This is a genomic window from uncultured Pseudoflavonifractor sp. (assembly GCF_944387805.1).
GTDB lineage: Bacteria > Bacillota > Clostridia > Oscillospirales > Oscillospiraceae > Pseudoflavonifractor.
The window spans coordinates 1-26694 of the sequence record NZ_CALXGI010000031.1; the positions used below are offsets into that span (position 1 = coordinate 1).

Genomic DNA, 26694 nt, shown 5'->3' on the forward strand with positions numbered 1-26694 from the left:
CGGCGGACAAGCCCTTCAAGAAGTCGGCCACCTGCGTGGGCGACGTGCTGGGCCGGTACCACCCCCACGGCGACGCCAGCGTCTACGACGCCCTGGTCCGCCTGGCCCAGGACTTCTCCATGCGCTACATGCTGGTGGACGGCCACGGCAACTTCGGCTCCATCGACGGCGACCCCCCGGCCGCCTACCGCTACACCGAGGCCCGGCTGAGCAAGATCTCCGACGAGATGCTCCGGGACATCGAGAAGGACACGGTGGACTGGGACCCCAACTTTGACGAGACCCGGAAGGAGCCCAAGGTGCTCCCCTCCCGGTTCCCCAACCTGCTGGTCAACGGCTCCAGCGGCATCGCCGTGGGCATGGCCACCAACATCCCGCCCCACAACCTGACCGAGGTCATCAACGCCACCATCTGCGTGCTGGAAAACCCGGAGGCCGAGCTGTCCGACCTGATGGAGCACATCAAGGGCCCCGACTTCCCCACCAGGGGCATCATCATGGGCCGGTCCGGCATCCGGGCCGCCTACGCCACCGGCCGTGGCCGTCTGTGCGTCCGGGCCCGCACCGAGTTTGAGGAGTTCGGCAAGGACCGCATCCGCATCATCGTCACCGAAATCCCCTACCAGGTCAACAAGCGCATGCTCATCAAGAACATGGCCGACCAGGTGGAGGACAAGCGTCTGGACGGCATCAGCGACATCCGGGACGAGTCCGACCGCAACGGCATGCGGGTGGTCATCGAGCTCAAGCGGGACGCCAACCCCCAGGTGGTGCTCAACCGGCTCTTTGCCCAGACCCAGCTCCAGACCACCTTTGCCATCAACATGCTGGCCCTGGTGGAGACGGGCGGCAAGCTCCAGCCCCGTATCCTCTCCCTGCGCCACATCCTGGACGAGTATATCGCCTATCAGGAGCAGGTCATCATCCGCCGCACCAAGTACGACCTGAAGAAGGCCCAGGAGCGCGCCCACCTGCTGGAGGGCCTGCTCATCGCCCAGGACAACATCGACGAGGTCATCCACATCATCCGCTCCCGGTACGACGACGCCAAGGAGAAGCTGATGGAGCGCTTCTCCCTGGACGACGTCCAGGCCCAGGCCATTCTGGACATGCGCCTCAAGGCCCTCCAGGGACTGGACCGGGAGAAGCTGGAGGCCGAGTACAAGGAGCTGGAGGAGCGCATCGCCTACTTCGAGAAGCTGCTGGGCTCCGAGGAGATGCTCCGGGGCGTGCTGAAGGACGAGCTCACCGCCATCCGGGACAAGTACGGCGACGACCGGATCACGGAAATCCAGGACGTGGAGGACGAGATTGACATCGAGGACCTCATCGAGGAGGAGGAGTGCGTCTTTACCCTCACCGCCGGGGGCTATATCAAGCGGCTCCCCGCCTCCACCTACAAGACCCAGCGCCGGGGCGGCAAGGGCATCACCGCCATGGCCACCAAGGAGGAGGACTACGTGGACACGGTCTTTACCGCCTCCACCCACGACTTCATCCTCTTCTTCACCAACAAGGGCCGGGTCCACCGGAAGAAGGGCTATCAGATCCCCGAGGCGGGCCGCACCGCCAAGGGCAGCAATCTGGTGAACATCCTGCCCATTGAGCAGGACGAGAAAGTTACCGCCATGATCCATCTGCGGGAGTTCCCCGAGGACCGGTACCTCACCATGGTCACCCGCAACGGCACGGTGAAGCGTATCCAGCTCTCCGCCATCAACACTGCCCGCAAGGCGGGCATCCGCTGCATCACCCTGGAGGAGGGGGACGAGCTCATCGCCGTCCGGGAGACCGACGGCGACCAGGCCATCCTCATTGCCACCCACGACGGCATGTCCATCTGCTTCAAGGAGACCGACGTGCGCTGCATGGGCCGCGACGCCTGCGGCGTCCGGGGCATCAAGCTCCGGGAGGGGGACTATGTCATCGGCGCGGCCCGGGCCAAGGCCGGCCACCAGGTCCTCATGGTCACCGAGAACGGCTACGGCAAGCGGACCGAAATGGACGAGTATATCCGCTCCGACGGCCCCCAGAACCGTGGCGGCTATGGCCTGAAGGGCTACAACGTCACCGAAAAGACCGGCCCCGTGGTGGGGGTCAAGGTGGTCAGCGACGCCGACGACATCCTGGTCATCAATGACGCGGGCGTCATCATCCGTATGGCGGTGTCCGGCATCTCCACCTATGGCCGCGCCGCCCAGGGCGTGAAGCTGATGAATCTGGATGAAGGTGTAAAGGTGATTTCCTTTGCGCGCACCGATCACGAGGAGGAGGAACCCGCCCAGGAGGAAGAGACTTCCAGCCCTGACACCCCCGCTTCCACCGACTCCGACGGCTCTGTGGAATAAAAACCCGGTTTCTGAGCCCATGACAGCTCCGGCGGCCTTTGGGCGGGGTATCTGACCCCGCCCAGAGCCGTCCTCTCCCCAAAACCCGGCCCCAATGTGGAAAAAATATGGCGCTGACGGCGGAAAGGAGCATGGAGATGGCAGAGTACCGCAGCATGAAGCGCCGTCTGCTGATGGTGCTGTTCGGGCTGTTTCTCACCTTTATGCCCCTGGTCTCCCCCGGAGACGCCCATGTACTGGGGTTTCTGGCGGTGCTGCCCGGCGGGCCCTGCACCGCCGCAGGCATTCTGCTGCTGTTGTCCGACTGGAAGAAGCTGCGCGTCCACCGGGACGTGCTGCGGCAGCTGGGGCTGGTGCTGCTGGCCGTGGCCGGCGGCATGGCCTGCCTTGCGGGTATGGTGTCCTTCCTGCTGAAGGGCGGCGGGGAGATGGCGCTGGATCTGCTGCTGCTGGGCGTGCTGTCGGTGGCGGCGGGCGTGTAGGAGCTGCGTGAGGCCGCCGCCGGAGGCCAAAACCCGTTTTCAAAGCCCAAAAAGAAAAAAAGAGAAAAAAGCGCCGCTGAAGCAGGGTGCCCGCCGTGGAGAAAAGGAGGAGCCTATGAATCACCGCAGACGAAGACGCATGACCATCCGCCCCAGCAAGGGCATGATCACCTTCAGCCGGGTGTTCGGCGGGATTTTCGCCGCCGTTGCCCTGGGATTTGTGTATATCGGCGTCACCGAGCTGCTGCCCAACGCCGGGCCCTTCGGCCTGATCTGGACTCTGATGGCCCTGTGCTTTGCGGGCATCGGCATCTACGGCGCCTGCAACAAGAAGGGCCTGTATTTCTCCTATGAGTGGAGCATCGACGAGGAGAGCGAGGGGGACTCCCCCCTCCCGCCCTCTGAGGGCTCAGCCGCCCACAGCGCCGAGGCCCGGCTGGCCGAGCTCCAGCGGCTCTACGATCAGCACCTCATCACCGCCCGGGAGTTTGAGGAGAAGCGGCAGGAGATCCTCCGGGATCTGTAAGCGGCTGCATTTCCCACAGAAACACCGAAAAAGGAACCAAAACCATGAAAACCGTAACGATTTATACCGACGGCCACATTTGCTGCGCAAATGCGGGATATGTCCAACCCGGCTCCCGCCGGGGCTGGACAACAGGCGCCGCCGGAAGGGAGCGAGCATGAAAACAGTCACCATCTACACCGACGGCGCCTGCTCGGGCAACCCCGGTCCGGGCGGCTGGGGAGCCATCCTGATGTACGGCACGTTCAAGAAGGAGCTCTCCGGCGGCGAGGGCCACACCACCAACAACCGCATGGAGCTGACAGGGGTCATCACGGCCCTGGAGGCCCTGAAGGAGCCCTGTGTGGTGGAGCTGTACTCCGACTCCAAGTACGTCATTGACGCCCTCCAGAAGGGCTGGGCCAAGAGCTGGAAGGCCAGGGGCTGGGTGAAGGCGGACAAGAAGCCCGCCCTGAACCCGGATCTGTGGGAGCGGCTGCTCTCGCTGTGCGAGCGCCACACCGTCAACCTCCACTGGGTCAAGGGCCACGCCAGCAACCCGTACAATAACCGCTGCGACGAGCTTGCGGTGGCGGAGAGCAAAAAGTATAAATAACAAAAAGACCCGGATCACTGGAGATTTCCAGTGATCCGGGCTTTTTTATTCACTCTTCAAAAAAGAACAGGGACTCAATGGGGGTTGAGAGAACCTTGGAGATATCCATGGCCAGCTTGAGGGAGGGGTTGTACTTCCCCGCCTCCAGCCGGAGGATGGTCTCCCGGCGCACACCCACCCTGACGGCCAGATCCTCCTGAGTCAGGCCGGCCAGGACGCGGTATTTCTTAATCTCACAGCGGAAGGGCTCGCCCATCAGTCCACCGCCCTGTCCAGCACCAGCGTGAGCACCGGAGAGAGGATCATCCCCAGGGCGTACCCCAGGGAGCCCACCAGCAGCACCATTTCTCCGCTCACGCCCTTGTCCAGCAGAAAGAGCAGGAGGAAGGAGAGCAGGGTAAAGAAGGTCAGCAGCAGCATACCCGCCCGGCGGCGGTTGGCCAGCAGGCGCTCGTCCACGCCCCCCTTCTCCAGCAGATGCCAGAAAAAGAAGGCCAGAAAGCCGAAGAAGATGAAAAAGAAGTAATTTGGGCTGCCGTCGTGCTTGGGCAGGAAGCCCAGCAGGCCCAACAGGCTGAAAAGACTAAACCAGGGCGACACGGTGCGGACAGTACGGGCGCGATCCATAAATTTCTCTCCTTTGATATGATAAATATATCACTTTATATGAGAAATATATCACATTATACCGAAGCTGTCAACTGTTGATTCAAATGGATGCAATGATGCAACAAAAACGGGGTGGATCACCGGAATTTCCGGTGATCCACCCCGTTTCTGATCAGAAAGTGCGGTTTTTATTCCCTGATGATGACCCCGAACCGCCGGGCCAGCTGGGCGGCCTGGAACAGGTCTACCACCGCCCCCTTCAGCTCCCCGGCAGAGGCGGAAAACACCGGCTCAATGAGGGTGCAGGAGGTCAGATCCACCCCGGCCAGGGGGGTCTGGAAGAAGTTTACCCGGGTGAGGGCGCACCGATCCAGGGAGAGGCCCCTGACCCGGCAGCCGGACAGGGCGGCCTCCTCCATGGAGCAGTCCCGGAAGGACACGTCCCGCAGGGCGGCGGCGTTGCAGTTGGCCAGGTCCAGCCGGCAGCGGGAGAAGGCCACGTCCCGGAGGGAAGCGCCGGAGAAGCCGGCGCCCAGGGCCTTGCAGTCCTCCAGGGCGCACCGGGTCAGGCTGGCCTTTGAAAAGCGGCACTGGGACAGGTCGCAGTCCTGGAAGAGCACGTCCCGCAGGGTGGCTGCGGCAAAGGAGCACCCCGCTAGCCTGCACCGGACAAAGCGGCAGCCGGACAGTTCCAGCTCCGCCAGATCCCGGACTGTGACGGTCTGCCCCACAAAGTCCAGCCCCTCCAGGCACTCTCCCTCTTCCGCGGCCCCGGGGGCCAGGGAGAGAAAATCCGCCGGCTCCCCTGAAGCAGGCAGAATGGGCGTTTTTACCACGGCACACGCCTCCCTTTTCTTCCGCATAGGTATGGCCTTGCCGCCCCATGCGGCGTTCTCTGACAACAGAGTACCATGCCCGACGCAGGAATACAATGGCCGGACGAAAAAGCCCCCGGATCAGCCAGATTTTGGCTGATCCGGGGGCTGAAACCTGTTGTCCACTGTTTTGCGGCGCAATGTGGAAAACATCACCCCAGATGATCGGGGAGATAGGCCTCTTTTTTCAGCTTCTGGAGGTAGCGGACCTTTTTCCGCCGGTACCACACGCAGTTGAATACGTTGCCCAGAATGAGGATGTTGCCGCACAGGTAGAGCCACAGCAGCAGGATGACCACTGAGGTCAGGGACCCATACACCAGCGAGTACCGGGAGGACAGGCCGATGAACCAGGAGAACAGGATAGAGGCGGCCACCAGGGACACGGAGGCCAGGACGCCGCCGGTGAGAATCGGGGGCCGGGGCTTGCCTCTGGGGGCGGATATGCGGTAAACCAGCAGCACGAACAGCAGCACCAGGCAGAACAGGATGGGAAAACGGAGCCACTGCCAGTCCCAGGGCAGGTCGTTGGGGTTGAGATGGAAAAAGTCCTCCACCAGGTTGAACAGCCAGCCGCCGGTGAGCACCACCACCAGCGACAGGTAGATGGTGACCAGGAACAGGATGGAGAAGGCCACGCTGGCGATAATCTGGAAGATGCCGGTGTAGGTTTTGCGCTCGTAGATGTCGCTCATGATGTTCATCAGTGCCCGGAAGGCGGCGGAGGCGGAGAAGAGGGTGGCGGTCAGGCCGGCCACCAGCATGCCGGTGGACTGGTTGGTGCTGATGTAGCCCACGTACTCGGCTACCACATCCAGGGTGCCCCGGGGGAGAAATTCTTCAATGCCGCTGAGCAGAGCCACCGGGTCCAGCTTCAGCAGGCCCACAAAGCCGTTGACGCAGATGAGCACCGGGAAAAAGGTGAGAATTAAAAAATAGGCCAGCTCGGCGGCGGACCGGGACACATTTTTGCTGAAATAAAGGTCAACCATCTCCCGGATGAACTTTACCGGGCTGGAATTCCATACTGCGCCCATAAAACCGCCTCCTCTCCCGCCGGCTCCGGCCGGCGGCGCTGCTTTATGCAGTATTATAGCATACTCTCTTTTCCAAGGCAAATTGCGCGCCAAAACCAGGAAATAAAGACAAAAAACCGCCTGCTTTAACAGCAGGCGGCTCTTCATTCCGCTCTTTCCGGCGCGATCAGGCCAGCTTGTTGAGCTTGATGGTCATGCTGCTCTTCTTGCGCGCGGCGTTGTTACGGTGCAGCAGACCGTGGCCCACAGCCTGGTCCACAGCCTTGACAGCCACCTTGTAAGCGCCCTCGGCCTCGCTGCGGTTGCCCTCGGCCACTGCGGCCTCAAACTTCTTCAGATCAGTCTTGATGGCAGACTTGGCGGCCTTGTTCTGCGCGGCCTTGGTCCGGCTGACCAGCACACGCTTCTTGGCAGACTTAATATTCGGCAAACCAAACACCTCCTCCGATGACGATTAACGTATCTGCAATACGCATAGTTTGCCCGTAGCAGATTTATATTGTACCAGCACAAGAGGAAAAATGCAAGAATAAATTAAAAAAATTTGTCCACTTTTTGAATAGACAGGGCTCAGACGCTAAAAATAGTGCTTACATGCGGGAAAAATACCATATGTAGAGGGGCGCGAAACCTCTGATTTTGGAGGAAGGGTGAAAAAGCGGTGCTTGGACGGAGAACGGACCTGGCGGTGGAGGCCAGAGGAATCTGGGCGGAGGAGGCCCGTGGGGCCGCGCCGGAGGGGGTCAGAACCCGGGAGACGGAGCGGGAGGGCTTCCCCGTCACCCGGGTGGACATTCTGGACGAACAGGGGGCCCGGGCCCTGGGCAAACCGGAGGGGGCCTATGTGACGGTAGAGCTGGACTGCCTGGAGCGGCGGGAGGAGGACGCCTTCGGCCGGGCGGCCCGGGCGGTGGCGGCGGAGCTGCGGGCCCTGCTGGACCTGAAGCCGGGAGAGGGAGTGCTGGTGGTGGGGCTGGGCAACCGGGCCATCACCCCCGACGCGGTGGGTCCCCTGGCGGTGGAGCACACCATGGTTACCCGCCATCTGGTGGAGAAGCTGCCCGGGCACTTTGGGTCCTTCCGGCAGGTGTCCGCCCTGGCGGCGGGGGTGCTGGGCACCACCGGCGTGGAGAGCGGCGAGCTGGCGGCGGCCATGGCGGGGGCGGTGAGGCCCGCCCGGGTGGTGGCGGTGGACGCCCTGGCCTCCCGCAGTCTGTCCCGGCTGTGCCGCACGGTCCAGATTGCAGACACGGGTATTGTCCCCGGCTCCGGGGTGGGCAACGCCCGGGCCGCCCTGAACCGGGACACCCTGGGGGTGCCTGTTATCGCTGTGGGCGTGCCTACGGTGGTGGACGCGGCCACCCTCTGCGCCGACGTACTCGCCGAGGCGGGGCGCCCCGGCCTGGACCCGGGCGCCCTGGGGGACGGGGGCAGAGGGGTCATCGTCACCCCGCGGGAGATTGACAGACAGGTGGCCGACATCGCCAAGGTCATCGGCTACGGCATTAACCTGGCCCTTCAGGAGGGCCTCACTGTGGCCGACGTGGACATGTTCCTCAGCTGAGGGGGGCACTTCCATTTCCCGGGGAAATTTGGTATAATAGCCGCAAAGCGGCGACTATACTTTGCTTACAGCCGTTTTTCCCGCCCCTTCCGGGGCAACCGAAAAATCCGGCTGATGGTACCGTCCATGGCATCATCACAGAGCCGCAATCATCCGCCCGGCCCTCCGGGCGGGAGACTGGAGGGATTCCACCAGTGAGAAAGATTAGGTGCGACAACTGCGGCAAGGTCTATGACGGCGACGCCCGGGACTTCTGCCCCTCCTGCGGCCGCCGCACTCCCCGGGAGGACGCCGGGGGCAACACCGGGCATTTTCAGTTCCATGAGTCCCCGTCCCCGGCGCCCGAAGGTCCGGAGCCGGTGGCGGAGCCCCCTGTCCGGCGGGGCGGCGGCGTTCTGCTGCTCCGGGTGCTCATTGTCATCGGGCTGGCGGTGTGCGCGCTGCTCATCGCCTGGGGCGTGGTGCGCTACCAGACCAGGGACAGCGGCCCCATCCCCTTTGTGGCCGAGGACACGGATACCTTCGCCGTGGGCGGCCTGACGGTGTCGGTGGACGGCGTGTCCTGGGTGGAACTGGACCGGAGCTCCCGGCTGTGGTGGGCGGACTTTGACCTGCTGGCCGTGGATGTGACCGTCACCGGCGGCGACAGCCTGGACTGGGACTACCCCACCGGTGAAATTTACCTGGCCCTGGACGGGGGACACTACCTCCCTCCGCTGGAGGACAGCACGGCCCTGGACATGCTCTCGGAGCTGGGGGTGGAGGCAATCACCGCCTATGACCTGCTGTGGCAGGATCCTCTGGAGGGAAAGCTGCTGTTCTATGTGCCCAAGGGCTTTGACAGCGCCGTACTGTGCCTGGAGGAGCGGACCGGCAGGGACGAGACGGAGCGGGTGACGGCCATCCATACATATGCCGTCGCCCTGCCCGCGCGGGAGGAGGAAGCGCCGTGAAAAAGCACTGTGCCCAATGCGGAAAGAGCTGGCATGGCCGGCGGGACACCTGTCCCCGGTGCGGGTCCGACCGGATCTATGAGGCTGGCGGCGGCTGGGAGAAGCCGGCGCTCATCGCCGTGGCGGCGGCCATTGTGCTCATCGCCGCGGCCCTCTTTGCCACCAGGGAGGAGCGCTACTGGCACGAGACGGACATCTCCGCCCAGATGGTCTCCGCTGTGCGGGAGGGGCCCTCGGAGGAGTACGAGGACGAGAGTCTGTGGCGGGTCCGGGTGGAGGTGGAGAACCAGGGCAATTTTGACGCCTGGATCAGCCTGGACTACTTTGATTTTTACGATGAAGAGGACTGGTGGCTGGACTGTGAGCCCGACTACCCGGTCTACCTGGCCGACGAGGACCGGCAGGCCTGGCATGAGGTGTGGCTCCCCGCCGGACAGAGCACCCAGCTGGAGTGTATTGTCTCCGTGCCCGACGGGGCGGAGGAGCTGGTGATGGAGTACTCCACCCAGAACTACGGTACCGGCCGGGCCAGGACATCCCTCTCCCTGACCGGGGGAGCGTAAAAAGGAGCGACGCAAGTGGACAATATCATTCTCATCGGCATGCCGGGCTCAGGCAAGAGCACCGTGGGCGTTCTGCTGGCCAAGACCCTGGGCTACGGCTTTCTTGACACCGATCTGACCATCCAGCAGCGGGAGGGGGCCCTGCTCCAGGAGATTCTGGACCAGCGGGGGCTGGAGGCCTTCCTGAACGCGGAGGAGGCGGCCATCTGCTCGGTGGCGTGCAGCGAGACGGTCATCGCCCCCGGCGGCAGCGCGGTGTGCCGGGAGGGGGCCATCGGCCACCTGAAGCAGCTGGGCACTGTGGTATACCTGTGGGTGTCCCTGGAGGAGCTGAAGGGGCGGATCAGCAACATGAGCAGCCGGGGCATCGCCCTCTCTCCCGGCCAGACCCTGGCCGACCTGTACAGCTGCCGGGCGCCTCTGTACGAGAAGTACGCCGACGTCACCGTGGACGCCGGCGGCCAGACCCTGGAGGAGACGGTGGCCGCCGTGCTCCGGGCCCTCATCGCCCGCCGGGACGGGCAGTAAAAAAGCCTTCCCCTTGAGGGGAAGGCTGGTCATAGCAAAGTAAATGGGGTCCCCGCGGAAGGCGGTACGCCTTTCGTGGGGAGAGGAGCCGCAGCGGAATGAATAAGCTTTGTCTCAATACGGGGTCCCCGCCGGGCTCATGGCCCGGTGGGGAAAGGAAGAGCAAGGGAGCGGTGCGAGGAATGGCCGTTCAGGCCGTTCCGAGACAGAGCGGACTTTGCGAGGACGCCGCGAACGATATGACGCTTGCGGCGACGAGTCTCCGACGGGGTACTTTTCACCGGCGAAAAGTACCCAAAAGCCGCCGGGGACACAGGCGCGGAAGGGCCCTTTTAGGGCCAAACGCGCCCGTTTCCCCGGACCCCTTTCAGAGTACGTCCGGCGGCGGTGGTGTCCAATGACCCGCCAAACTTGATAGCAGTTACTATGCCGGTTCGGTGCCCCGCGTACCGCTCCCCTTCTGCCCGAGCAGAGTTACCTGCCCAGACTTGTGAGCGGCTGCAATTCAATAACCTTTCTCAATGCCGCACGGGGTCTCTGCGCCGTGTTTCAATTGCTTTTCGAACAACCTTGCCGCGCCTCAATTGGGGTCCCCGCGGAAGGCGGCACGCCTTTCGTGGGGAGAGGAGCCGCAGCGGAATGAATGAGCTTTGTCTCAATACGGGGTCCCCGCCGGGCTCATGGCCCGGTGGGGAAAGGACGAGCAAGGGAGCGGTGCGAGGAATGGCCGTTCAGGCCGTTCCGAGACAGAGCGGACTTTGCGAGGACGCCGCCGCACGGGGTCTCTGCGCCGTGTTTCAGTCGCTGCCCGAACAACTTTCAAAGTATTTCCTCCGAGCGGGCTTCGCCAAAGCCGTTTCCTTTCTCCACTGGTAATATTCCGGGATATGTGTTATACTAAACAAAGATACGGGGCGGTGCGGAGCCGCCCCGGCCGGTACGCCGCAATACGGAAACCGTCAAAAAGACACCCCCGCCGGGAGACCCTTTTTCCGGGGGGTGTCTTTTTGACGGCCTGCCGGCTGTGACGGCTCAGGTCCCCGGCTGTGGTCCGGCGGGCGGAATGAGAAGTCCTCCGCAAATTTTTGACAAAGGAATTGTGCATTTATGACCTTCCATGAACTTGGCCTCATCAAACCCATCCTGGAGGCGCTGACTGACCTGGGCTATGAGAAGCCCTCCCCCATCCAGGAAAAGGCCATTCCCCCCGCCCTGGCCGGGCGGGACGTGCTGGGCTGCGCCCAGACCGGCACAGGCAAGACCTGTGCCTTCGCCGCCCCCATCCTCCAGCGCCTTAACGGGGAAATCCCCGCCGGGCGGCCCATTCGCGCCCTCATTCTCACACCCACCCGTGAGCTGGCCCTCCAGATTGAGGAGAGCTTTGAGGCCTACGGCAGGCGCCTGCCCCTCCGCTCCGCCGTCATCTTCGGCGGCGTGGGCCAGCAGCCCCAGGTGGACAGGCTGAAGAAGGGCGTGGACATCCTGGTGGCCACCCCCGGCCGCCTGCTGGACCTCCAGGGCCAGGGCTATGTGGACCTGTCCAGGCTGGAGATTTTCGTCCTGGACGAGGCCGACCGGATGCTGGACATGGGCTTCATCCACGACGTGCGCCGGGTGCTCAAGCTGCTCCCCGCCGTGAAGCAGACCCTCTTCTTCTCCGCCACCATGCCCCCCGAGGTGATGGACCTGGTCAACGGCCTGCTGAAAAACCCGGTGAAGGTGGCGGTGGACCCGGTGTCCTCCCCGGTGGAAATCATCGACCAGAGCGTCTACCTGGTGGACAAGGGCAACAAGACCAGGCTGCTGGCCTGGCTGGTGGAGGGGCTGGACGTAAAGAACGCCATCGTGTTCACCCGCACCAAGCACGGGGCCAACAAGGTGGCCGCCGACCTGGTGAAGGCGGGCATCACCGCCGCCGCCATCCACGGCAACAAGAGCCAGACTGCCCGGCAGCAGGCCCTGGCCGATTTCAAGGCGGGCAAGGTGCGCTGCCTGGTGGCCACCGACATCGCCGCCCGGGGCCTGGACATTGAAGAGCTGTCCCACGTGTTTAACTACAACCTGCCCGAGGTGCCCGAGACCTACGTCCACCGCATCGGCCGCACCGGCCGGGCCGGACACGGGGGCACCGCCGTATCCTTCTGCGACTTCGGCGAGCAGCAGTACCTGAAGGATATTGAGAAGCTCATCGGCCGCAAGGTGCCGGTGGCCCAGAACAACCCCTGGCCCATGGAAGTCTTTGAGGCACCCAGGGACGCCAGGGGCCGCCCGGTGAACGCCGACGACGCGGAGGCCCGTGCCGCCGCAAAGGAGCGCCGCCGCGCCCGTGACGCGGCCAACAAGGCCGCCGCTGAGGCCCGCAAGGCCAAACAGCAGGCCGCTGCCGCCCTGGCAGAGGAGCCTGTCCCCGCCCCCGAGGCGGCGGAGGCCCCGGCCAGGAAGCGCCGCCGCCGGAAGAAGTCCGGCCAGAGCCAGGCCGCGGAGCAGGCGGTCTCTTTGGAAGTCCAGGCCCCCGCTTCCGGGCCGGAGCCGGAGCAGCCCAAAAAGAAGAGCCGCCGGGGCGTGCGGCAGCAGCGGCTGGAGGACACCATGCCCGCCTCCCCCAGCCAGCCCCAGACCGACTTTTACAAGCCCAATCCCCTGGATGGGGACGTGATTCTGGACGCCACCGCCCGTCTGCTGGCCCCCAGGCCCCGGACCCTGAGCCGCCCCGCCGCGCCCCGCCGTGAGGAGGAGAAGCCCGCCCGGAGAAAGAAGGCCAACGCCCAGCCCGGACAGGAAAAAAAGACCAGGGAGCAGGCCTCCGCCAAGCCCAGGAAGGAGAAAAAAGCGGAGAAGCCCGCCGCCCCCAGGCAGGAGCAGCCCAAGGGCAGCGGCCGCCGGGAGGACGGCAGACGCCGCAGCCGGGGCCGCCGGAACGGTCCTCCGGAGGTCATGTTCCGCCGGGACAGCCAGAAGGACTCCACCGAGCAGCCCAGCCTGATGAAGCCCTATTATATGACCCCCGACGACTAATCCGTCGGCAAAAACCCAGAAAACAGCCCCCCGAGCGGACAGCGTGTCCGCCCGGGGGGCTTTGCTTTTGCGCAGGCGGGGCGGAAAACCCGATGCAGCCGGAATATTGTTTCCCCCTCTCCTCTGTGCTATATATGACATGTAAGTGTGTGCTTTATGTCAAAAGGAGGAGAAAACCGTGAAAAAGAGGGCAAATCCCGCCGCCATAATAGGCGGAATCCTGTCGCTGGTTGTGGCCTTGTCCTGGGGAGCCGTGAACCTGGTGTACGGCGATATGCTGGCGGAAGATGCGGCGCAGATGATTCAGTTCATGCTGCCGCCCTTCCTCTTTCTGGTGCTGGCGGTGTTCCTGTTCATCGGTAAGCCCAGAGCCGGAGTCCCCGCGGTCATTGCCGTTCTGCTGCTCTGTACGCTGCTGGCCAGAGGCATTGCAGGCTTCTCGACCCATACCCTGAAGCTGTTTATTCTTGATGGAAAGCTGTACAACATAGGGGGCCTGAACAGGCTGTTTATGGGACTGTGGAACCCCCTCTATCTCCTGGCCCTGCTGGCTTTTGTGGTGCTGGGCTTTCTCATGGTCAGCGGCAAGGGCCGCATGCTCTGGTTCCTGCCCCCCGCTCTGGCCACTCTGTCCAGCCTGATGGTGATTTCCATCCTGCTGGGCCAGATGGAGCTGAACGAAGGTGATTTTCATCTGCCGTTTACCATCCTCTCCGAGGTGGTGCGCACCGCCGCCCTGTGGTGCGCGGCCCGGTTTATGGCCGGGCCGGGGCCGGTGATGAGCGCCGCCGGTGAGGGCGGCCAGGGGACCTACGGCACCGGCGGGTACATGGCCTACCGTGCGGAGGGCTATGTGGACCTGATGTCCTGCGCCCTGCTGCTGATTTTCACTCTGGGCATCTACCATCTGGTGTGGATTTACCGTACCACCCGCTATCTGAACCGGGTGGAGGGCGCGCCCTCCCGTAACCCCACCACCAAGCTGCTGCTGTGCATGTTCATCCCCTTCTACACCATCTACTGGACCTATCAGAGCGCCCAGCGGGTGGACGCCCTGGCCCGCAGCAAGGGGCTTTACGCCGAGCTCACCTCCCCCTGTGTGCTGCTGTCCATCTTTGCGGGCATTGCGCCGCCCCTGCTGATGCAGAACACCATCAACGCCGTCAGCCAGACCGAGGCCCCCGCCCCGGTTCCCGGCCCGGCGGGGGCCGGGGCCTCCCCCTCCCCCGCCGCTGCCCCTTCCGCCGGACAGGGGGAGCAGGACGTGATTGAGGCCCTGAAGCGGTACAAGGAGCTGCTGGACCAGGGGGTCATCACCCAGGAGGAGTTTGACCGGAAGAAGGCCCAGCTACTAGGTCAGTAAGGTATTCCGGCCGGTAAAAGAAAAAACTGCCGGGCCCCATGAGGGGCCCGGCAGTTTCATTCCGGTCAGGTTCCGACGTTCAGGAGAGAGCGGCGGTGATGATGGCCATGGAGCAGGCCCCACGGGCACAGCCCGCGGGGACCCTGGACCCGAAACATCTGCCGGGGCAAGTGAATTGCCCCGGCATCAAGGACCTGCACAAAGCGCAGGCCCTTGGCGGCGCAGGCGCCGGGCCCTGCCGGGCAGGGCTGAGGTCTACTCCATGGTCGCAAAAAAAGAGCACCCCCAATGGGGGTGCTCCGGATTTATCTGAACTCAGGAGAGAGCGGCGGTGATGATGGCCATGGAGTAGACCTCGTCGGCGTTGCAGCCGCGGGAGAGGTCGTTGATGGGGGCGTTGAGGCCCAGGAGGATGGGGCCGTAGGCGTCAAAGCCGCCCAGGCGCTGGGCGATCTTGTAGCCGATGTTGCCGGCGTTGATGTCGGGGAAGATGAAGGTGTTGGCGTAGCCGGCCACCTTGGAGCCGGGGAACTTCAGCTGGCCCACGGTGGGGGACACGGCGGCGTCGAACTGCATCTCGCCGTCCATGGCCAGGTCGGGTGCGGCGGCCTTGGCCTTCTCGCAGGCGGAGCGCATCTTGTCCACGTCCTCGCCCTTGCCGGAGCCCTTGGTGGAGTAGCTCAGGAAGGCCACCTTGGGGTCGATGCCGAAGATCTTGGCGCACTTGGCGGTCTCCAGGGCGATCTCGACCAGATCGTCGTCGCTGGGCTTGATGTTGATGGCGCAGTCGCCCATGGCCAGGGCCTCGGCGCCGCCGGTGGAGTTCTCCCGCACCAGGATGAAGCAGGAGGAGACAATTCTGTTGCCCGGCTTGGTCTTGATGAGCTGCAGGGCGGGACGGACGGTGTCGGCGGTGGAGTAGGTGGCGCCGCCCAGCAGGCAGTCGGCCACGCCCATCTTCACCAGCATGGTGCCGAAATAGTTGCCCTTCTTCAGGGCGGCGCGGCACTCATCGGCAGTCATCTTGCCCTTGCGCAGCTCCACCATCTTCTCCACCATGGCCTCCATGCCCTCGTAGGTCTCGGGGTCCACGATTTCGGCGCCGTCGATGTTGAAGCCGTGGTCGGCGGCGGCCTTCTTTACCTCGTCCACGTTGCCCACCAGCACGGGCTTGAGCCAGTTGGCGGTGAGCAGGCGGGCGCTGGCCTCCAGAATACGGGCGTCGGTGCCCTCGGTAAAGACGATGCGCTTGGGGTTGGCCTTCAGGGTCTCGATGAGCTTGTTAAACATCTCCATGGGAATCATCCTCCAGTATTCCATGTAAAAAATAGGGCAATCTCCCCTTATGTCCTTTTATTATACACCACCCTGCCGGCGGTTCTCAATGGTCAAAGCCACAAAAGGGACAAATTTATACTTTACTTTTTGTATTTCCGCAGATATACTATACTGGCTGTCATATAAAAATAAGGCGGGAATCCCGCCGTGAAATGAAAAAGGTGTGTGCGACCAATGAGTTCCGATTTTTCCCGTTCCCTCTCCCTGCTGCGGCAGGAGAAGGGCGCGTCCCAGCGGGCGGTGGCCAAGGATTTGGGCATCTCCCAGGCGCTGCTCTCCCACTATGAAAACGGCATCCGGGAGCCCGGCCTGGCCTTTGTCATCAAGGCCTGCGATTATTATAACGTCTCCGCCGACTTCCTGCTGGGCCGGACCCTCACCAGGGACGGCACCACCATCGGCGCCGAGGAGCTGTACGACTACTCCGCCGAGAAGGATAACGTGCTCCACGGCAGCATTATGGCCACCCTGTCCAAGAAGCTGCTGGTCAACTCGGTCAGCGTCCTCTTCGACCTGCTGGGCAAGGTGGGCAAGCGGGATGTTATCCGGGCGGCCTCCGACTACCTGGGCACCGCCGTCTACAAGCTCTTCCGCCACCTCTACCGGGCCGACGTGACCCAGAACGAGGACTTCTTCTCCGTGCCCGCCGCCCAGTTCGGCGCCGGCGTGCCCGACGCGGATATGATCTGCTCCGAGGCCGAGTATGTGGAGGCCCTGGCCCTCCACGCCAAGGAGAAGGGCGCCTTCCCCGCCATGAATCACGACGCCCTGTCCAAGAACTACCCCGGCCCCTACCAGTCGCTCCTCCAGATTATCCACAACACCGGCGAGCGCATCAACCGGGGCATGAACTTCCGCCGCTCCGACCGGAAGTAGGGCGGGTTTAAGGCGCTTGTTTCGGAAAAACAGGGCGGCGCTTCCACGCCGCCCTGGCAGGGACCGGTTATTCCGGCTTGTCCCTCTTCTTCTGTTCAATTCTGGCCCGGGTGCGGGCGTTTTCCTCCTGAACCTCCCGGAGGCGTTCCTCCTCCCGCTGCCTGCGTGCCTTTTCCTGTGTGAAGTTGATGAGCCGCCCGGTGTGGATGGCAGCCACAATGGGGCTGCCTATAAGCAGTATCATAGAGGGAGACTTGCCCAACAGGAATAAACCCAGCGCGCCCACAGAGAGGGCAATCCACCCGACAGCGTTGAAAATAAGCAGGCCCCGGCTGGGGGGCTTTTGTTCCCTCATGGCTGACGCCCTCCTTTCTCCGCTTGGATTGATTGGAACAGGCTCCTTTTACGGCTGCTGGCCAATACGTTTGAATGTAGCGTATGCATCGTCACACTGGTCGGTGTAGGAAGTAAAATAGGAGGCATCTTCATAATATGGCGCATAAGAAATTTCTTCTGAGCTGAAGTCAATAGAGGCCCTGCCCGTACTGTTAAGATCTGCGTTCTCGTATCCTGTATAATCGTAATATTTCTCTGCGAAGTTATACGCATACTCGCTGCCGTTGACCGATGTACGGCGGGTATAATTGGCACAGCAAGTATAGGTATCTATCCCGCCTGGCTGGACGAAAGTTGATGCCTCAGCCGCTACGCCCAATGCAAGAGAAATAGCGCTTATCGCTCCTTGCGTAACAGGGATGCCTATAATGGTGGTAATAATACCTGCAATTGATAATGCGTCGCTCCATGTAAAGCGTTTATTCTTTGTGATATTAAAGTTCAGATCTTCGACAATTTCAAGCAGGTTGCCGCCATACTTGGACTGTGTAGTTTCGTATAGTGGTTTTCCAAAGTACTCGCTTCCAAATTCGCTTTCTAACTCGGCAATAAGGTCCGCGCCCGCAGAACTTCGTGTAGAGGGCATATCTTCCTCAAAGCTGGTAATCTCTATCTGAACCTGTGAAGCGCATTCTATATTTGCCTTCATATAATTGATGATAGAGGCCCAGAAGGTTTCTCCTTTTTGGGAAAAGTCATCTGGTGCGCAGATTTCCAGTGCAACAGGATAAAAGGCACTAAAGTCATAAACGGTAGCAGGAGTTTCTTTGAATTTTAGTGCAGCAGATATCAGTTTTTGATCATCATCTGTAATGATATTTATTATATAAGATTCTGTTTCCTGACAGAAAATGGAACCGTTTTCAGTTGGGATTACGCTTTGAACAAGAATGTCGTTGTTTTGAGTGGTATTAACAGCAAGAGCAGGAAAAGAAGCAAACCATGTAAGGCAAAAAGATACAATAACCAGGAGAGAAATACTCTTTTTTTTCATATGTACCTCCATAATACGGATGCCTGTGTACCTTCAAGCTTATATCGTTTTAAAACATGGGAGGCACCGCCTTTTGTTTGATTTATATAACATATTATAATAATATAAAAATAATTTGTCAACTATGCACATATGGATTAAACTTAGAAGAGGTATTAGGAATGACCGACCAATCCAAAATTCGTAATTTTTCCATCATTGCACACATTGACCACGGCAAATCCACCCTTTCCGACCGGCTGATTGAGAAGTGCAACGCCGTGGCCGAGCGGGACATGGAGAGCCAGCTGCTGGACAACATGGACCTGGAGCGGGAGCGGGGCATCACCATCAAGGCCCGGGCCGTGAAGCTCAACTACGCCGCCCAGGACGGCAACACCTACGAGCTGAATCTCATCGACACCCCGGGTCACGTGGACTTCAACTATGAGGTCTCCCGCTCCCTGGCGGCCTGCGAGGGCGCGGTGCTCATTGTGGACGCGGCCCAGGGCATCGAGGCCCAGACCCTGGCCAACACCTTCCTGGCCATGGAGCACGACCTGGAGATTCTCCCGGTGGTGAACAAGATTGACCTGCCCGCCGCCGACCCGGCCCGGGTGAAGGAGGAGATCGAGAACATCATCGGCATCCCCGCCGCCGACGCCCCCGAAATCTCCGCCAAGATGGGCATCAACATCGACGCGGTGCTGGAGGACATCGTCAAGAATGTCCCCGCCCCCAAGGGAGACCCCTCCGCGCCCCTGAAGGCCCTTATCTTTGACAGCCAGTACGACGCCTACCGGGGCGTTATCGTGTACTTCCGGGTGATGGAGGGGACCATCAGGACCGGCATGACGGTGAAAATGATGGCCTCCGGCGCGTCCTATCAGGTGCTGGAGTGCGGCCACCTGCTCCCCCTGGGCATGGAGCCCTGCAAGGAGCTGATTGCCGGCGAGGTGGGCTATTTCACCGCCTCCATCAAGAACGTGAAGGACACCCAGGTGGGCGACACGGTCACCGAGGCCGCCCGGCCAGCGGCCGAGGCCCTGCCCGGCTACCGCCCCGCCCGGGCCATGGTCTACTGCGGCATCTACACCGAGGACGGGAGCAAGTACCCCGACCTGCGGGACGCCCTGGAGAAGCTCCAGCTCAACGACGCCTCATTGTCCTTTGAGCCCGAGTCCTCCGCGGCCCTGGGCTTTGGCTTCCGCTGCGGCTTCCTGGGCATGCTCCACATGGAGATTATCCAGGAGCGTCTGGAGCGGGAGTTCGACCTGGACCTCATCACCACCCTGCCCAGCGTTATCTACGAGATTACCAGGACCGACGGCACGGTGGTCCGGGTGGACAACCCCCACAACTACCCCGACCCGGCCCAGATTGCCGAGGCCCGGGAGCCCTACGCCAAGGTGTCCATCATCACGCCCCCCGACTATGTGGGCAACATCATGCCCATGTGCCAGGAGCGGCGGGCGGAGTTCAAGGACATGCAGTATCTGGACACCAACCTGGTGGAGATGCACTACGCCATGCCCATCAACGAGATTATCTACGACTTCTTCGATACCCTGAAGGCCCGCACCAAGGGCTACGCCTCCCTGGACTACGAGCTGGAGGGCTACCGGCCCAGCGAGCTGGTGAAGGTGGACATGCTGGTCAACGGCGACCAGGTGGACGCCCTCAGCTTCATCGCCCACAAGGACAAGGCCTATCCCCGGGCCCGCCGCCTGTGCGAGAAGCTGAAGGAGAACATTCCCCGCCAGCTCTTTGAGGTGCCTGTTCAGGCGGCCATCGGCGGCAAGATTATTGCCCGTGAGACCGTCAAGGCCATGCGGAAGGACGTGCTGGCCAAGTGCTACGGCGGCGACATTACCCGGAAGAAGAAGCTGCTGGAGAAGCAGAAAGAGGGCAAGAAGAAGATGCGGAGCTTGGGAAGCGTCCAGATTCCCACCGAGGCGTTTATGGCCGTGCTTAAATTGGACGAGGAGTAATCGGACATACACAGCAGAACCAGCCGGGAGCAGTTTGTTCCCGGCTGGTTTTCCACATTGTATGGGGTTTTTGTGGAGAAAAGGCCTTCCCCCGGGGGAAGGTGGCTGGCCGCAGGCCAGACGGATGAGGGGAAAGCTGACAGGATACATCCAGATTGCAGCGACGACGTCTCCGACGGGGTACTTTTCACCGGCGAAAAGTACCCAAAAGCCGCCGGGGACACAGGGGCGGAGAGGCCCTTTCAGGGCCAAACGCCCCCGTTTCCCCGGACCCCTTTCGGGGACGCGTCCGGCGGCGGTGCAATTCATCGGCCACCGTATTTGAAAGCAGTTGCTTGCCGGTTCGGTGCCCTGCGTGCCGTTCCCCTTCTGCCCGAGCAGCGTTACCCACCCAGACTTGAAAGTTTTTGCAATTCAATGACCTTTCTCAATGCCGCACGGAGTCTTTGCGCCGTATTTTAGTCTCTGCCCGAGCGGGTCTGCCGCCCAGAGCTGAAAAACAGACAGGCCCGCACTGCTTTTACAGTACGGGCCTGTCGTTACATTACGGCTGCTTTTTCTTCTCCAGGTCCTCCAGATGGGCCTTGAGCACCAGGTTGATATAGCTGGACAGAGAACGATCATCCCGTTCCGCCAATATTTGAATCTGTTCCAAAATGGGGCCGTCAAGTGTTAAACTAACCTTTGTTTTCAGCGGCTTCATAAAATCACCTAATGAGAATATACCATTTTACACGATAAAATATTGACTGGTCGCTTTTTATCGCCTATAATCTCACCGAGGTGATAAAAATGTATACAAACGACTTTGAAGCGGCGTTTTCTGCGTTTTTGGACCGGCATGAGTACGACGAGGCGGAGAATTATCTGTTTTCCATGGTGCGTCTGGCCTTTTCCGCGGGCTGGCGGGCGGCGGGAGGAGAACCGCCGGTGCCGGAGAAAATATATCAGCTCCTCTCCCCTGCCGGGGGAGAAAATGCCGGGAAGGAGGTATAAGGAATACCCTGACAGGCCCTCTGAAGCCGCCGTCCCGGTCCCTCCGCAGCCCCGGCGGAGCAGAGGCTTTCCTGCTTTATGGCGGATAGCCGTCGAAAAAAGAAAAAAATCCTCTTGCTTTTTTCGAACATATGTTGTATCCTATATTCGAACACAGGTTCCATAGAGACGGGAAAACCACCTGCCGGGCAAGGAGAAAAAAGTCCGGTTTATAGGACGTAACATGTGCTATTCTATATCCATCAAAAGCCGGGAGGGACTGCCATGGAGACCATCTATTACAATCTGGACGCGCGCCGCCTGACGGTATACGATATGGCCAGCGGAGAGGCCGCTCCCGCGCCCAGAGACATGCTTTTCCTCCGCGCCCGGCCTCAGGCCGCCCGACGGGCGGGAAAGGTGCTGGACTTCGGCGCCTGCCGCAGGGCCCTGACCGGGGAGGAGCCGCCCTCTGCCCTGCCGGAGGACGCCCCGAAAGGGGAGAGCGGGGACGGCGCCGGGGAGCACCGGGCGGCCCCTGCCGGCGGGAAGTCCCGGGTCCGCAGCCCCGGCCGGTTCCAGCTGGCGCTGGACGCCGCGGCGTCTCTGGCGGTGGTGGTGATGGCGGCGGTGGTGGTGAGCCAGTTCCTCCGGCTGCTGTGAGGGGACCGTAATTTTTTGCCTTCATTTCCCCCGCTGTCCTTGACGCAACCGGGTTTTGGTGATACAATGACCGGCAGAAACAGGCTTTGACCGGGAGGAGTACGCGGAGACCCGGACCTGAGAGAGACGCCGGATGGTGAGAGGCGCCCGAAGGTCCCGCGGAAGGCGCCCGCAAGCCGTGGGGAGGAAATGCCCCGCCGGTCCCCCGCCGTTACCGGGTTCGAGTGCGGAGCGGTCATGCTCCGAATTCAGGTGGCACCACGGAGTTTTCATCCGCCCTGAGCATCCGCTCAGGGCGGTTTTTTGATGGCGTCCGAGCCGTCGTGAGCAGCCCGGACGGACCGGAGCGAGGGCGAGGACCCAGGAAACACCGGTTTCCGGTCCGAGTCCGAGTCGGAGGGAAGCTGGGCATCGCGAACAGGCGAGGCGTGAATACGCCGTGATTCAGACAATCCTAAAAAAGGAGTATTGATATGAAGAACACCGAAAAGACCATGGAAAAAATCGTGGCCCTGTGCAAGGGCCGGGGCTTTGTCTATCCCGGCAGCGAGATTTACGGCGGCCTGGCCAACTCCTGGGACTACGGCCCCCTGGGCGTGGAGCTGAAGAACAACGTGAAGCGGGCCTGGTGGAAAAAGTTCGTCCAGGAGAACCCCTACAACGTGGGCCTGGACGCCGCCATTCTGATGAACCCCCAGGTGTGGGTGGCCTCCGGCCATGTGTCCACCTTCAACGACCCCCTCATCGACTGCAAGGCCTGCAAGATGCGCCACCGCGCCGACAAGCTCATTGAGGACTGGCTCCAGGAGCAGGGCCGCACCGACGTGAACGTGGAGGCCATGACCCAGGAGGAGATGGTGGCCTTCATCCGGGAGAACAGCATCCCCTGCCCCGGCTGCGGCAAGAGCGACTTCACCGACATCCGCAAGTTCAACCTGATGTTCAAGACCCACCAGGGCGTTACCGAGGACTCCTCCACCGAGGTCTACCTGCGGCCCGAGACCGCCCAGGGCATCTTTGTCAACTTCCAGAACATCCAGCGCACCACCCGCAAGAAGCTGCCCTTCGGCGTGTGCCAGGTGGGCAAGAGCTTCCGCAACGAGATCACCCCCGGCAACTTCATCTTCCGCATCCGTGAGTTCGAGCAGATGGAGCTGGAGTTCTTCTGCCAGCCCGGCACCGACCTGGAGTGGTTCGCCTACTGGCGTCAGTACTGCCACGACTGGCTCACCAACCTGAACATCAAGGACGAGAACCTGCGCCTGCGTGACCACGAGCCCGAGGAGCTGGCCTTCTACTCCAAGGCCACCACTGACTTTGAGTTCATGTTCCCCTTCGGCTGGGGCGAGCTGTGGGGCGTGGCCGACCGCACCGACTACGACCTGAAGCAGCATCAGGAGCACTCCGGCAAGGACATGACCTACTTCGACCAGGAGAAGAACGAGCACTATGTGCCCTACGTCATCGAGCCCTCCCTGGGTGCCGACCGCGTGACCCTGGCCTTCCTGGTGGAGGCCTACGACGAGGAGGTCGTGGACGAGGCCAAGAACGACGTCCGCACCGTCATGCGCTTCCATCCCGCCCTGGCTCCCTTCAAGTGCGCCGTGCTGCCCCTGAGCAAGAAGCTGGGCCCCGCCGCTCAGGAGGTGTACGCCGAGCTGTCCAAGTACTTCATGGTGGACTACGACGAGGCCGGCTCCATCGGCAAGCGCTACCGCCGTCAGGACGAGATCGGCACGCCTCTGTGCATCACCGTGGACTTCCAGACCGTGGGCGACGAGAACACCCCCGCCGACCACTGCGTCACCGTCCGTGACCGCGACACCATGGAGCAGGTGCGTCTGCCCATCGACCAGCTGAAGTCCTATATCGAGGAGAAGATCGCGTTCTAATTTCGGGCATAAGAGAGCTGTCTCCGACGGGGTACTTTTCTCCGGCGAAAAGTACCCAAAAGCCGCCGGGGACACAGGGGCGGAAGGGCCCTTTCAGGGCCAAACGCCCCCGTTTCCCCGGACCCCTTTCGGGGATGCGTCCGGCGGCGGTGGGGTTCAATTACCCACCGAACCTGAAAGCTGTTGCTTGCCGGTTCGGCTCTTCCGTATCGTTACCCCTCTGCCCGAGCAGCGTTACCCACCCAGACTTGAAAGTCGCTGCGATTCATCGGCGATCTCAATGCCGCCCCAACTCTCTGCGCCGGTATTTCAGTCTGCGCCCGAACAACTCTGAACAACTCTTTTACCTTCCTCCGGAAAGTCCTTTCCAAGTTCCCAAATGTGACCCACCGCACCGGCGGCCTGCCGGCGCGGCGGGTTTGTTTTTCCTGCCTTGTAAAAACGGAGTCAAAATTATGAAAAAATTGATGCAAAAGCTGGACCCCATTGCCAAAAATCCCGTGCTCACCCCGGTGCTGTGCGCCCTGATGGGGGTGTGCGTGGGGGTGCTGTCCCTGTGGTTTGCCTGCGTGGACAACCGCACCGCCATGTTCATCAGCTACTTTACCCACCCCCTTATCGCCCTGCTCAACATTCTGCCGGTGGTTTTCCTGTCCCTGCTGCTCTATTTCCTCATCGGCCGGGCCTGGATTTCCTACCTGCTGACGGCGGCGCTGACCATGGGCCTTACCTTCGCCAGCTTTTACAAGCTCACCTTCCGCAACGACCCCATGATGTTTGAGGACATCCTCCTCATCCGGGAAGCGGGCAACATGGCGGGCAAGTATCAGCTCTTCCTCAACAAGAGCATGGTCATGGCCCTGCTGCTGCTGGTGCTGGGGCTGGTGTTCCTGCTGCTCTTCGCCAGAGCCAAAACCTCCTGGAAGCCCCGTCTGCTCTGCGCCCTGGTGACCATCCTGATGGCCTTCCCCCTGTACGCCCTGTACACCGACGCCAACATCTACAACAACAAGACCCGCAACGAGGACCTCATCTCCCCCTGGTCGGCCACCCAGGTGTACACCTCCAAGGGCTTCCTCTATCCCTTCCTGTACAGCATCCGCTCCGCCTCCGACCCGGCCCCCGAAAACTACGACGCCAAGGCCTGCGAGGAGATTATGGCCGGCTACACCGACGCCGACATCCCCGAGGAGCAGAAGGTGGACATCTTCACCATCCAGCTGGAGGCCTACAACGACTTCACCAAGTTCGGCACACCTGAGCTGAACCCGGAGGTATACCGGGTGTTCCACGAGCTGGAGTCCGAGGGCTACACCGGCAACCTGGTGACCAACATCTTTGCCGGCGGCACCATCGACACCGAGCGGTGCTTCCTCACCGGCTACTCCAGCCTGGGCTCCTTCCGTTCTCCCTCCAACTCCTACGCCTGGTACTTCCGTGACCAGGGCTACTACGCCACCGGCAGCCACTCCTGCTATGCCTGGTTCTACAACCGTGAGAACATCAACGCCAACCTGGGCCTGGAGGACTACAAGTTCGTGGAGAACTACTACGGCGAGCTGACCGGCGGCGGCATCGGGTACGACGACGTGCTCTTCCCCGAGATCATCAACCTCTATGAGGAGCACAAGGCCAATGACGACCGGCCCTATTTCTCCTTCAACGTGACCTACCAGGGCCACGGCCCCTATGACACCGACCGGACCTGGTACGGAGACGGCTGGGTGGTGGACGACGGGTCCTACACCCAGGAGGAGCTGAACCTGATGAACAACTATTTCGGCTCCCTGAAGAACACCGGCGACAACCTGGAGATGTTCTTTGACTACTTCCGGGAGAGCGAGGACCCGGTGGTTATCGTTCTCTTCGGCGACCACAACCCCTGGATGGGCGATGCCAACAGCGTGTACAACAAGCTGGGCATTGACCTGGACCTGTCCACCAAAGAGGGCTTTATGAACTACTATGCCACCCGCTACCTCATCTGGGCCAACGACGCGGCCAAGGAGGTTCTGGGCTGTGATTTCCAGGGCGAAGGCCCCGACCTGAGCCCCAATTTCCTCATGACCGAGCTGTTTGACCTGTGCGGCTGGGAGGGTCCCGCCTTCATGCAGGCCACCCGGCCGGTGATGGAGGCTCTGCCCGTCATCAACACCCCCACCGGCCTCTACTTTGAGGACGGAAACCTGACCAAGGACCTGACCGACGAGAACCAGGCCCTGGCCGACCGGTACGACAACCTCCAGTACTACTGGCGGAAGCACTTCGCCGGCTGACAAAAAGAGAGTGAGCCCCCGGCGCTGCGTTTGTGTGCGGCGCCGGGGGCTTTTTTGGCCCATTAAAGCCTTCCCCTGGGGGTCTGGCTGTCCAGTGGACAGCCAGATGAAAAGAATCCTTCCTTAACCCGTGGTGGCTGCTTCTCGGGGTCCCCGCACGAGCCCAGCGAAGCAAAAATGGGGTCCCCGCGGAAGGCGGTACGCCTTTCGTGGGGAGAGGAGCCGCAGCGAAATGAATGAGCTTTCCCGTTCTGCGGGGAAGCGAACGATATGACGCTTGCGGCGACGGGTCTCCGACGGGGTACTTTTCACCGGCGAAAAGTACCCAAAAGCCGCCGGGGACACAGGCGCGGAAGGGCCCTTTCAGGGCCAAACGCGCCCGTTTCCCCGGACCCCTTTCAGAGTACGTCCGGCGGCGGTGGTGTCCAATGACCCGCCAAACTTGATAGCAGTTACTATGCCGGTTCGGTGCCCCGCGTACCGCTCCCCTTCTGCCCGAGCAGAGTTACCTGCCCAGACTTGTGAGCGGCTGCAATTCAATAACCTTTCTCAATGCCGCACGGGGTCTCTGCGCCGTGTTTCAATTGCTTTTCGAACAACCTTGCCGCGCCTCAATTGGGGTCCCCGCGGAAGGCGGTACGCCTTTCGTGGGGAGAGCCGGAGCAACGAAGTGAGCGAGGCCTGCCGCTTGCGGCAGGCTGAGCGATACGCAGCTTGCGAGGACGACGCGGCGGTGGGGTTCAATTACCCACCGAACTTGAAAATAGTTGCCTGCCGGTTTTATTGATGTGCGATAAAGAAGCAATAGAAGTGTAAAAAATTTTGCCGTTCCTATCCGGCACTTGGCCATTGTGTC

The 26694-nt window shown here is 61.7% G+C and carries 25 protein-coding genes; 16 read left to right on the forward strand and 9 right to left on the reverse strand.

Annotated elements, in window-relative coordinates; all coding sequences use genetic code 11:
- From gyrA to rnhA, 4 genes are all read left to right on the forward strand, one after another.
- A partial coding sequence (gyrA, locus tag Q0K06_RS08645) for a DNA gyrase subunit A (protein WP_294551224.1) occupies positions 1-2348 on the forward strand: 2348 nt, incomplete at its 5' end.
- Between the two features lie 107 nt (positions 2349-2455).
- Positions 2456-2830 (forward strand): hypothetical protein, encoded by a 375-nt coding sequence (locus Q0K06_RS08650; protein WP_294551227.1) that lies wholly within the window; start codon positions 2456-2458, stop codon positions 2828-2830.
- A gap of 115 nt (positions 2831-2945) precedes the next feature.
- Positions 2946-3356 (forward strand): SHOCT domain-containing protein, encoded by a 411-nt coding sequence (locus tag Q0K06_RS08655; RefSeq protein WP_294551231.1) that lies wholly within the window; start codon positions 2946-2948, stop codon positions 3354-3356.
- A gap of 157 nt (positions 3357-3513) precedes the next feature.
- The gene (gene rnhA, locus Q0K06_RS08660; RefSeq protein ID WP_294551234.1) at positions 3514-3951 is read left to right on the forward strand and encodes a ribonuclease HI; all 438 of its coding nucleotides are present in this window, start codon (positions 3514-3516) and stop codon (positions 3949-3951) included.
- A 49-nt stretch (positions 3952-4000) separates the two neighbouring features.
- Here the strand turns inward: rnhA and Q0K06_RS08665 are convergent, their stop codons facing one another.
- The 5 genes from Q0K06_RS08665 to rpsT all read right to left on the reverse strand — a co-directional run bounded on the left by Q0K06_RS08665 (position 4001) and on the right by rpsT (position 6902).
- Entirely contained in the window at positions 4001-4207 is a 207-nt protein-coding gene (locus tag Q0K06_RS08665) for a helix-turn-helix transcriptional regulator (protein WP_294551236.1), read from the reverse strand.
- Positions 4207-4578 carry a hypothetical protein gene (locus tag Q0K06_RS08670; RefSeq protein WP_294551239.1) on the reverse strand — a complete coding sequence of 124 codons (372 nt, stop codon included), beginning with the start codon at positions 4576-4578 and terminating at the stop codon, positions 4207-4209. Before Q0K06_RS08670 ends, Q0K06_RS08665 begins: the two co-directional genes overlap by 1 nt.
- A 170-nt stretch (positions 4579-4748) precedes the next feature.
- Positions 4749-5396, reverse strand: coding sequence for a pentapeptide repeat-containing protein (locus tag Q0K06_RS08675; protein WP_294551241.1), 648 nt, complete (start codon positions 5394-5396; stop codon positions 4749-4751).
- A 191-nt stretch (positions 5397-5587) separates the two neighbouring features.
- On the reverse strand, positions 5588-6472 hold the full coding sequence (locus tag Q0K06_RS08680) for a YihY/virulence factor BrkB family protein (protein ID WP_294551243.1): 885 nt from the start codon (positions 6470-6472) through the stop codon (positions 5588-5590).
- Positions 6473-6638: 166 nt separating this feature from the next.
- A complete protein-coding gene (gene rpsT, locus Q0K06_RS08685) occupies positions 6639-6902 on the reverse strand; it encodes a 30S ribosomal protein S20 (RefSeq protein ID WP_365925247.1) in 264 nt (87 codons plus the stop codon).
- A 231-nt stretch (positions 6903-7133) separates the two neighbouring features.
- Here rpsT and gpr point away from each other — a divergent pair, with 231 nt between their 5' ends.
- The 6 genes from gpr to Q0K06_RS08715 all read left to right on the forward strand — a co-directional run bounded on the left by gpr (position 7134) and on the right by Q0K06_RS08715 (position 14458).
- Positions 7134-8036, forward strand: a complete 903-nt coding sequence (gpr, locus tag Q0K06_RS08690) for a GPR endopeptidase (RefSeq protein WP_294551249.1) — start codon at positions 7134-7136, stop codon at positions 8034-8036.
- A gap of 194 nt (positions 8037-8230) precedes the next feature.
- Entirely contained in the window at positions 8231-8989 is a 759-nt protein-coding gene (locus tag Q0K06_RS08695) for a zinc ribbon domain-containing protein (protein WP_294551252.1), read from the forward strand.
- The gene (locus tag Q0K06_RS08700) at positions 8986-9552 is read left to right on the forward strand and encodes a hypothetical protein (RefSeq protein ID WP_294551255.1); all 567 of its coding nucleotides are present in this window, start codon (positions 8986-8988) and stop codon (positions 9550-9552) included. Before Q0K06_RS08695 ends, Q0K06_RS08700 begins: the two co-directional genes overlap by 4 nt.
- Before the next feature lie 15 nt (positions 9553-9567).
- Positions 9568-10080 carry a shikimate kinase gene (locus Q0K06_RS08705; RefSeq protein ID WP_294551259.1) on the forward strand — a complete coding sequence of 171 codons (513 nt, stop codon included), beginning with the start codon at positions 9568-9570 and terminating at the stop codon, positions 10078-10080.
- A 1107-nt stretch (positions 10081-11187) separates the two neighbouring features.
- Positions 11188-13095, forward strand: coding sequence for a DEAD/DEAH box helicase (locus Q0K06_RS08710; protein ID WP_294551260.1), 1908 nt, complete (start codon positions 11188-11190; stop codon positions 13093-13095).
- Between the two features lie 178 nt (positions 13096-13273).
- Positions 13274-14458: a DUF4234 domain-containing protein gene (locus tag Q0K06_RS08715; protein WP_294551263.1), complete on the forward strand. Its 1185-nt coding sequence runs from the start codon at positions 13274-13276 to the stop codon at positions 14456-14458.
- 315 nt (positions 14459-14773) lie between these two features.
- On the opposite strand, the gene pta is transcribed toward Q0K06_RS08715, so the two are convergent.
- A complete protein-coding gene (gene pta / locus Q0K06_RS08720) occupies positions 14774-15748 on the reverse strand; it encodes a phosphate acetyltransferase (RefSeq protein WP_294551289.1) in 975 nt (324 codons plus the stop codon).
- A gap of 222 nt (positions 15749-15970) precedes the next feature.
- Here pta and Q0K06_RS08725 point away from each other — a divergent pair, with 222 nt between their 5' ends.
- Positions 15971-16672, forward strand: a complete 702-nt coding sequence (locus Q0K06_RS08725; protein WP_294551265.1) for a helix-turn-helix transcriptional regulator — start codon at positions 15971-15973, stop codon at positions 16670-16672.
- Between the two features lie 67 nt (positions 16673-16739).
- On the opposite strand, the gene Q0K06_RS08730 is transcribed toward Q0K06_RS08725, so the two are convergent.
- Together Q0K06_RS08730 and Q0K06_RS08735 are read right to left on the reverse strand one after the other, a co-directional pair.
- On the reverse strand, positions 16740-17027 hold the full coding sequence (locus Q0K06_RS08730) for a hypothetical protein (RefSeq protein WP_294551268.1): 288 nt from the start codon (positions 17025-17027) through the stop codon (positions 16740-16742).
- A gap of 48 nt (positions 17028-17075) precedes the next feature.
- Positions 17076-18062 carry a hypothetical protein gene (locus Q0K06_RS08735; RefSeq protein WP_294551271.1) on the reverse strand — a complete coding sequence of 329 codons (987 nt, stop codon included), beginning with the start codon at positions 18060-18062 and terminating at the stop codon, positions 17076-17078.
- Positions 18063-18223: 161 nt separating this feature from the next.
- On the opposite strand from Q0K06_RS08735, the gene lepA reads away from it, so the two are divergent.
- Positions 18224-20032, forward strand: coding sequence for a translation elongation factor 4 (gene lepA, locus Q0K06_RS08740; RefSeq protein ID WP_294551274.1), 1809 nt, complete (start codon positions 18224-18226; stop codon positions 20030-20032).
- 544 nt (positions 20033-20576) lie between these two features.
- Here the strand turns inward: lepA and Q0K06_RS08745 are convergent.
- The gene (locus Q0K06_RS08745) at positions 20577-20735 is read right to left on the reverse strand and encodes a hypothetical protein (protein WP_006571002.1); all 159 of its coding nucleotides are present in this window, start codon (positions 20733-20735) and stop codon (positions 20577-20579) included.
- Between the two features lie 89 nt (positions 20736-20824).
- Here Q0K06_RS08745 and Q0K06_RS08750 point away from each other — a divergent pair, with 89 nt between their 5' ends.
- The 4 genes from Q0K06_RS08750 (at position 20825) to Q0K06_RS08765 (ending at position 25838) form a co-directional block, all read left to right on the forward strand.
- Positions 20825-21028 carry a hypothetical protein gene (locus Q0K06_RS08750; RefSeq protein ID WP_294551277.1) on the forward strand — a complete coding sequence of 68 codons (204 nt, stop codon included), beginning with the start codon at positions 20825-20827 and terminating at the stop codon, positions 21026-21028.
- A 264-nt stretch (positions 21029-21292) separates the two neighbouring features.
- A complete protein-coding gene (locus Q0K06_RS08755) occupies positions 21293-21670 on the forward strand; it encodes a hypothetical protein (RefSeq protein ID WP_294551280.1) in 378 nt (125 codons plus the stop codon).
- A 473-nt stretch (positions 21671-22143) separates the two neighbouring features.
- Positions 22144-23562 carry a glycine--tRNA ligase gene (locus Q0K06_RS08760; protein WP_294551283.1) on the forward strand — a complete coding sequence of 473 codons (1419 nt, stop codon included), beginning with the start codon at positions 22144-22146 and terminating at the stop codon, positions 23560-23562.
- Positions 23563-24017: 455 nt separating this feature from the next.
- The gene (locus Q0K06_RS08765) at positions 24018-25838 is read left to right on the forward strand and encodes a sulfatase-like hydrolase/transferase (RefSeq protein WP_294551286.1); all 1821 of its coding nucleotides are present in this window, start codon (positions 24018-24020) and stop codon (positions 25836-25838) included.
- Positions 25839-26694 lie beyond the last annotated feature (856 nt).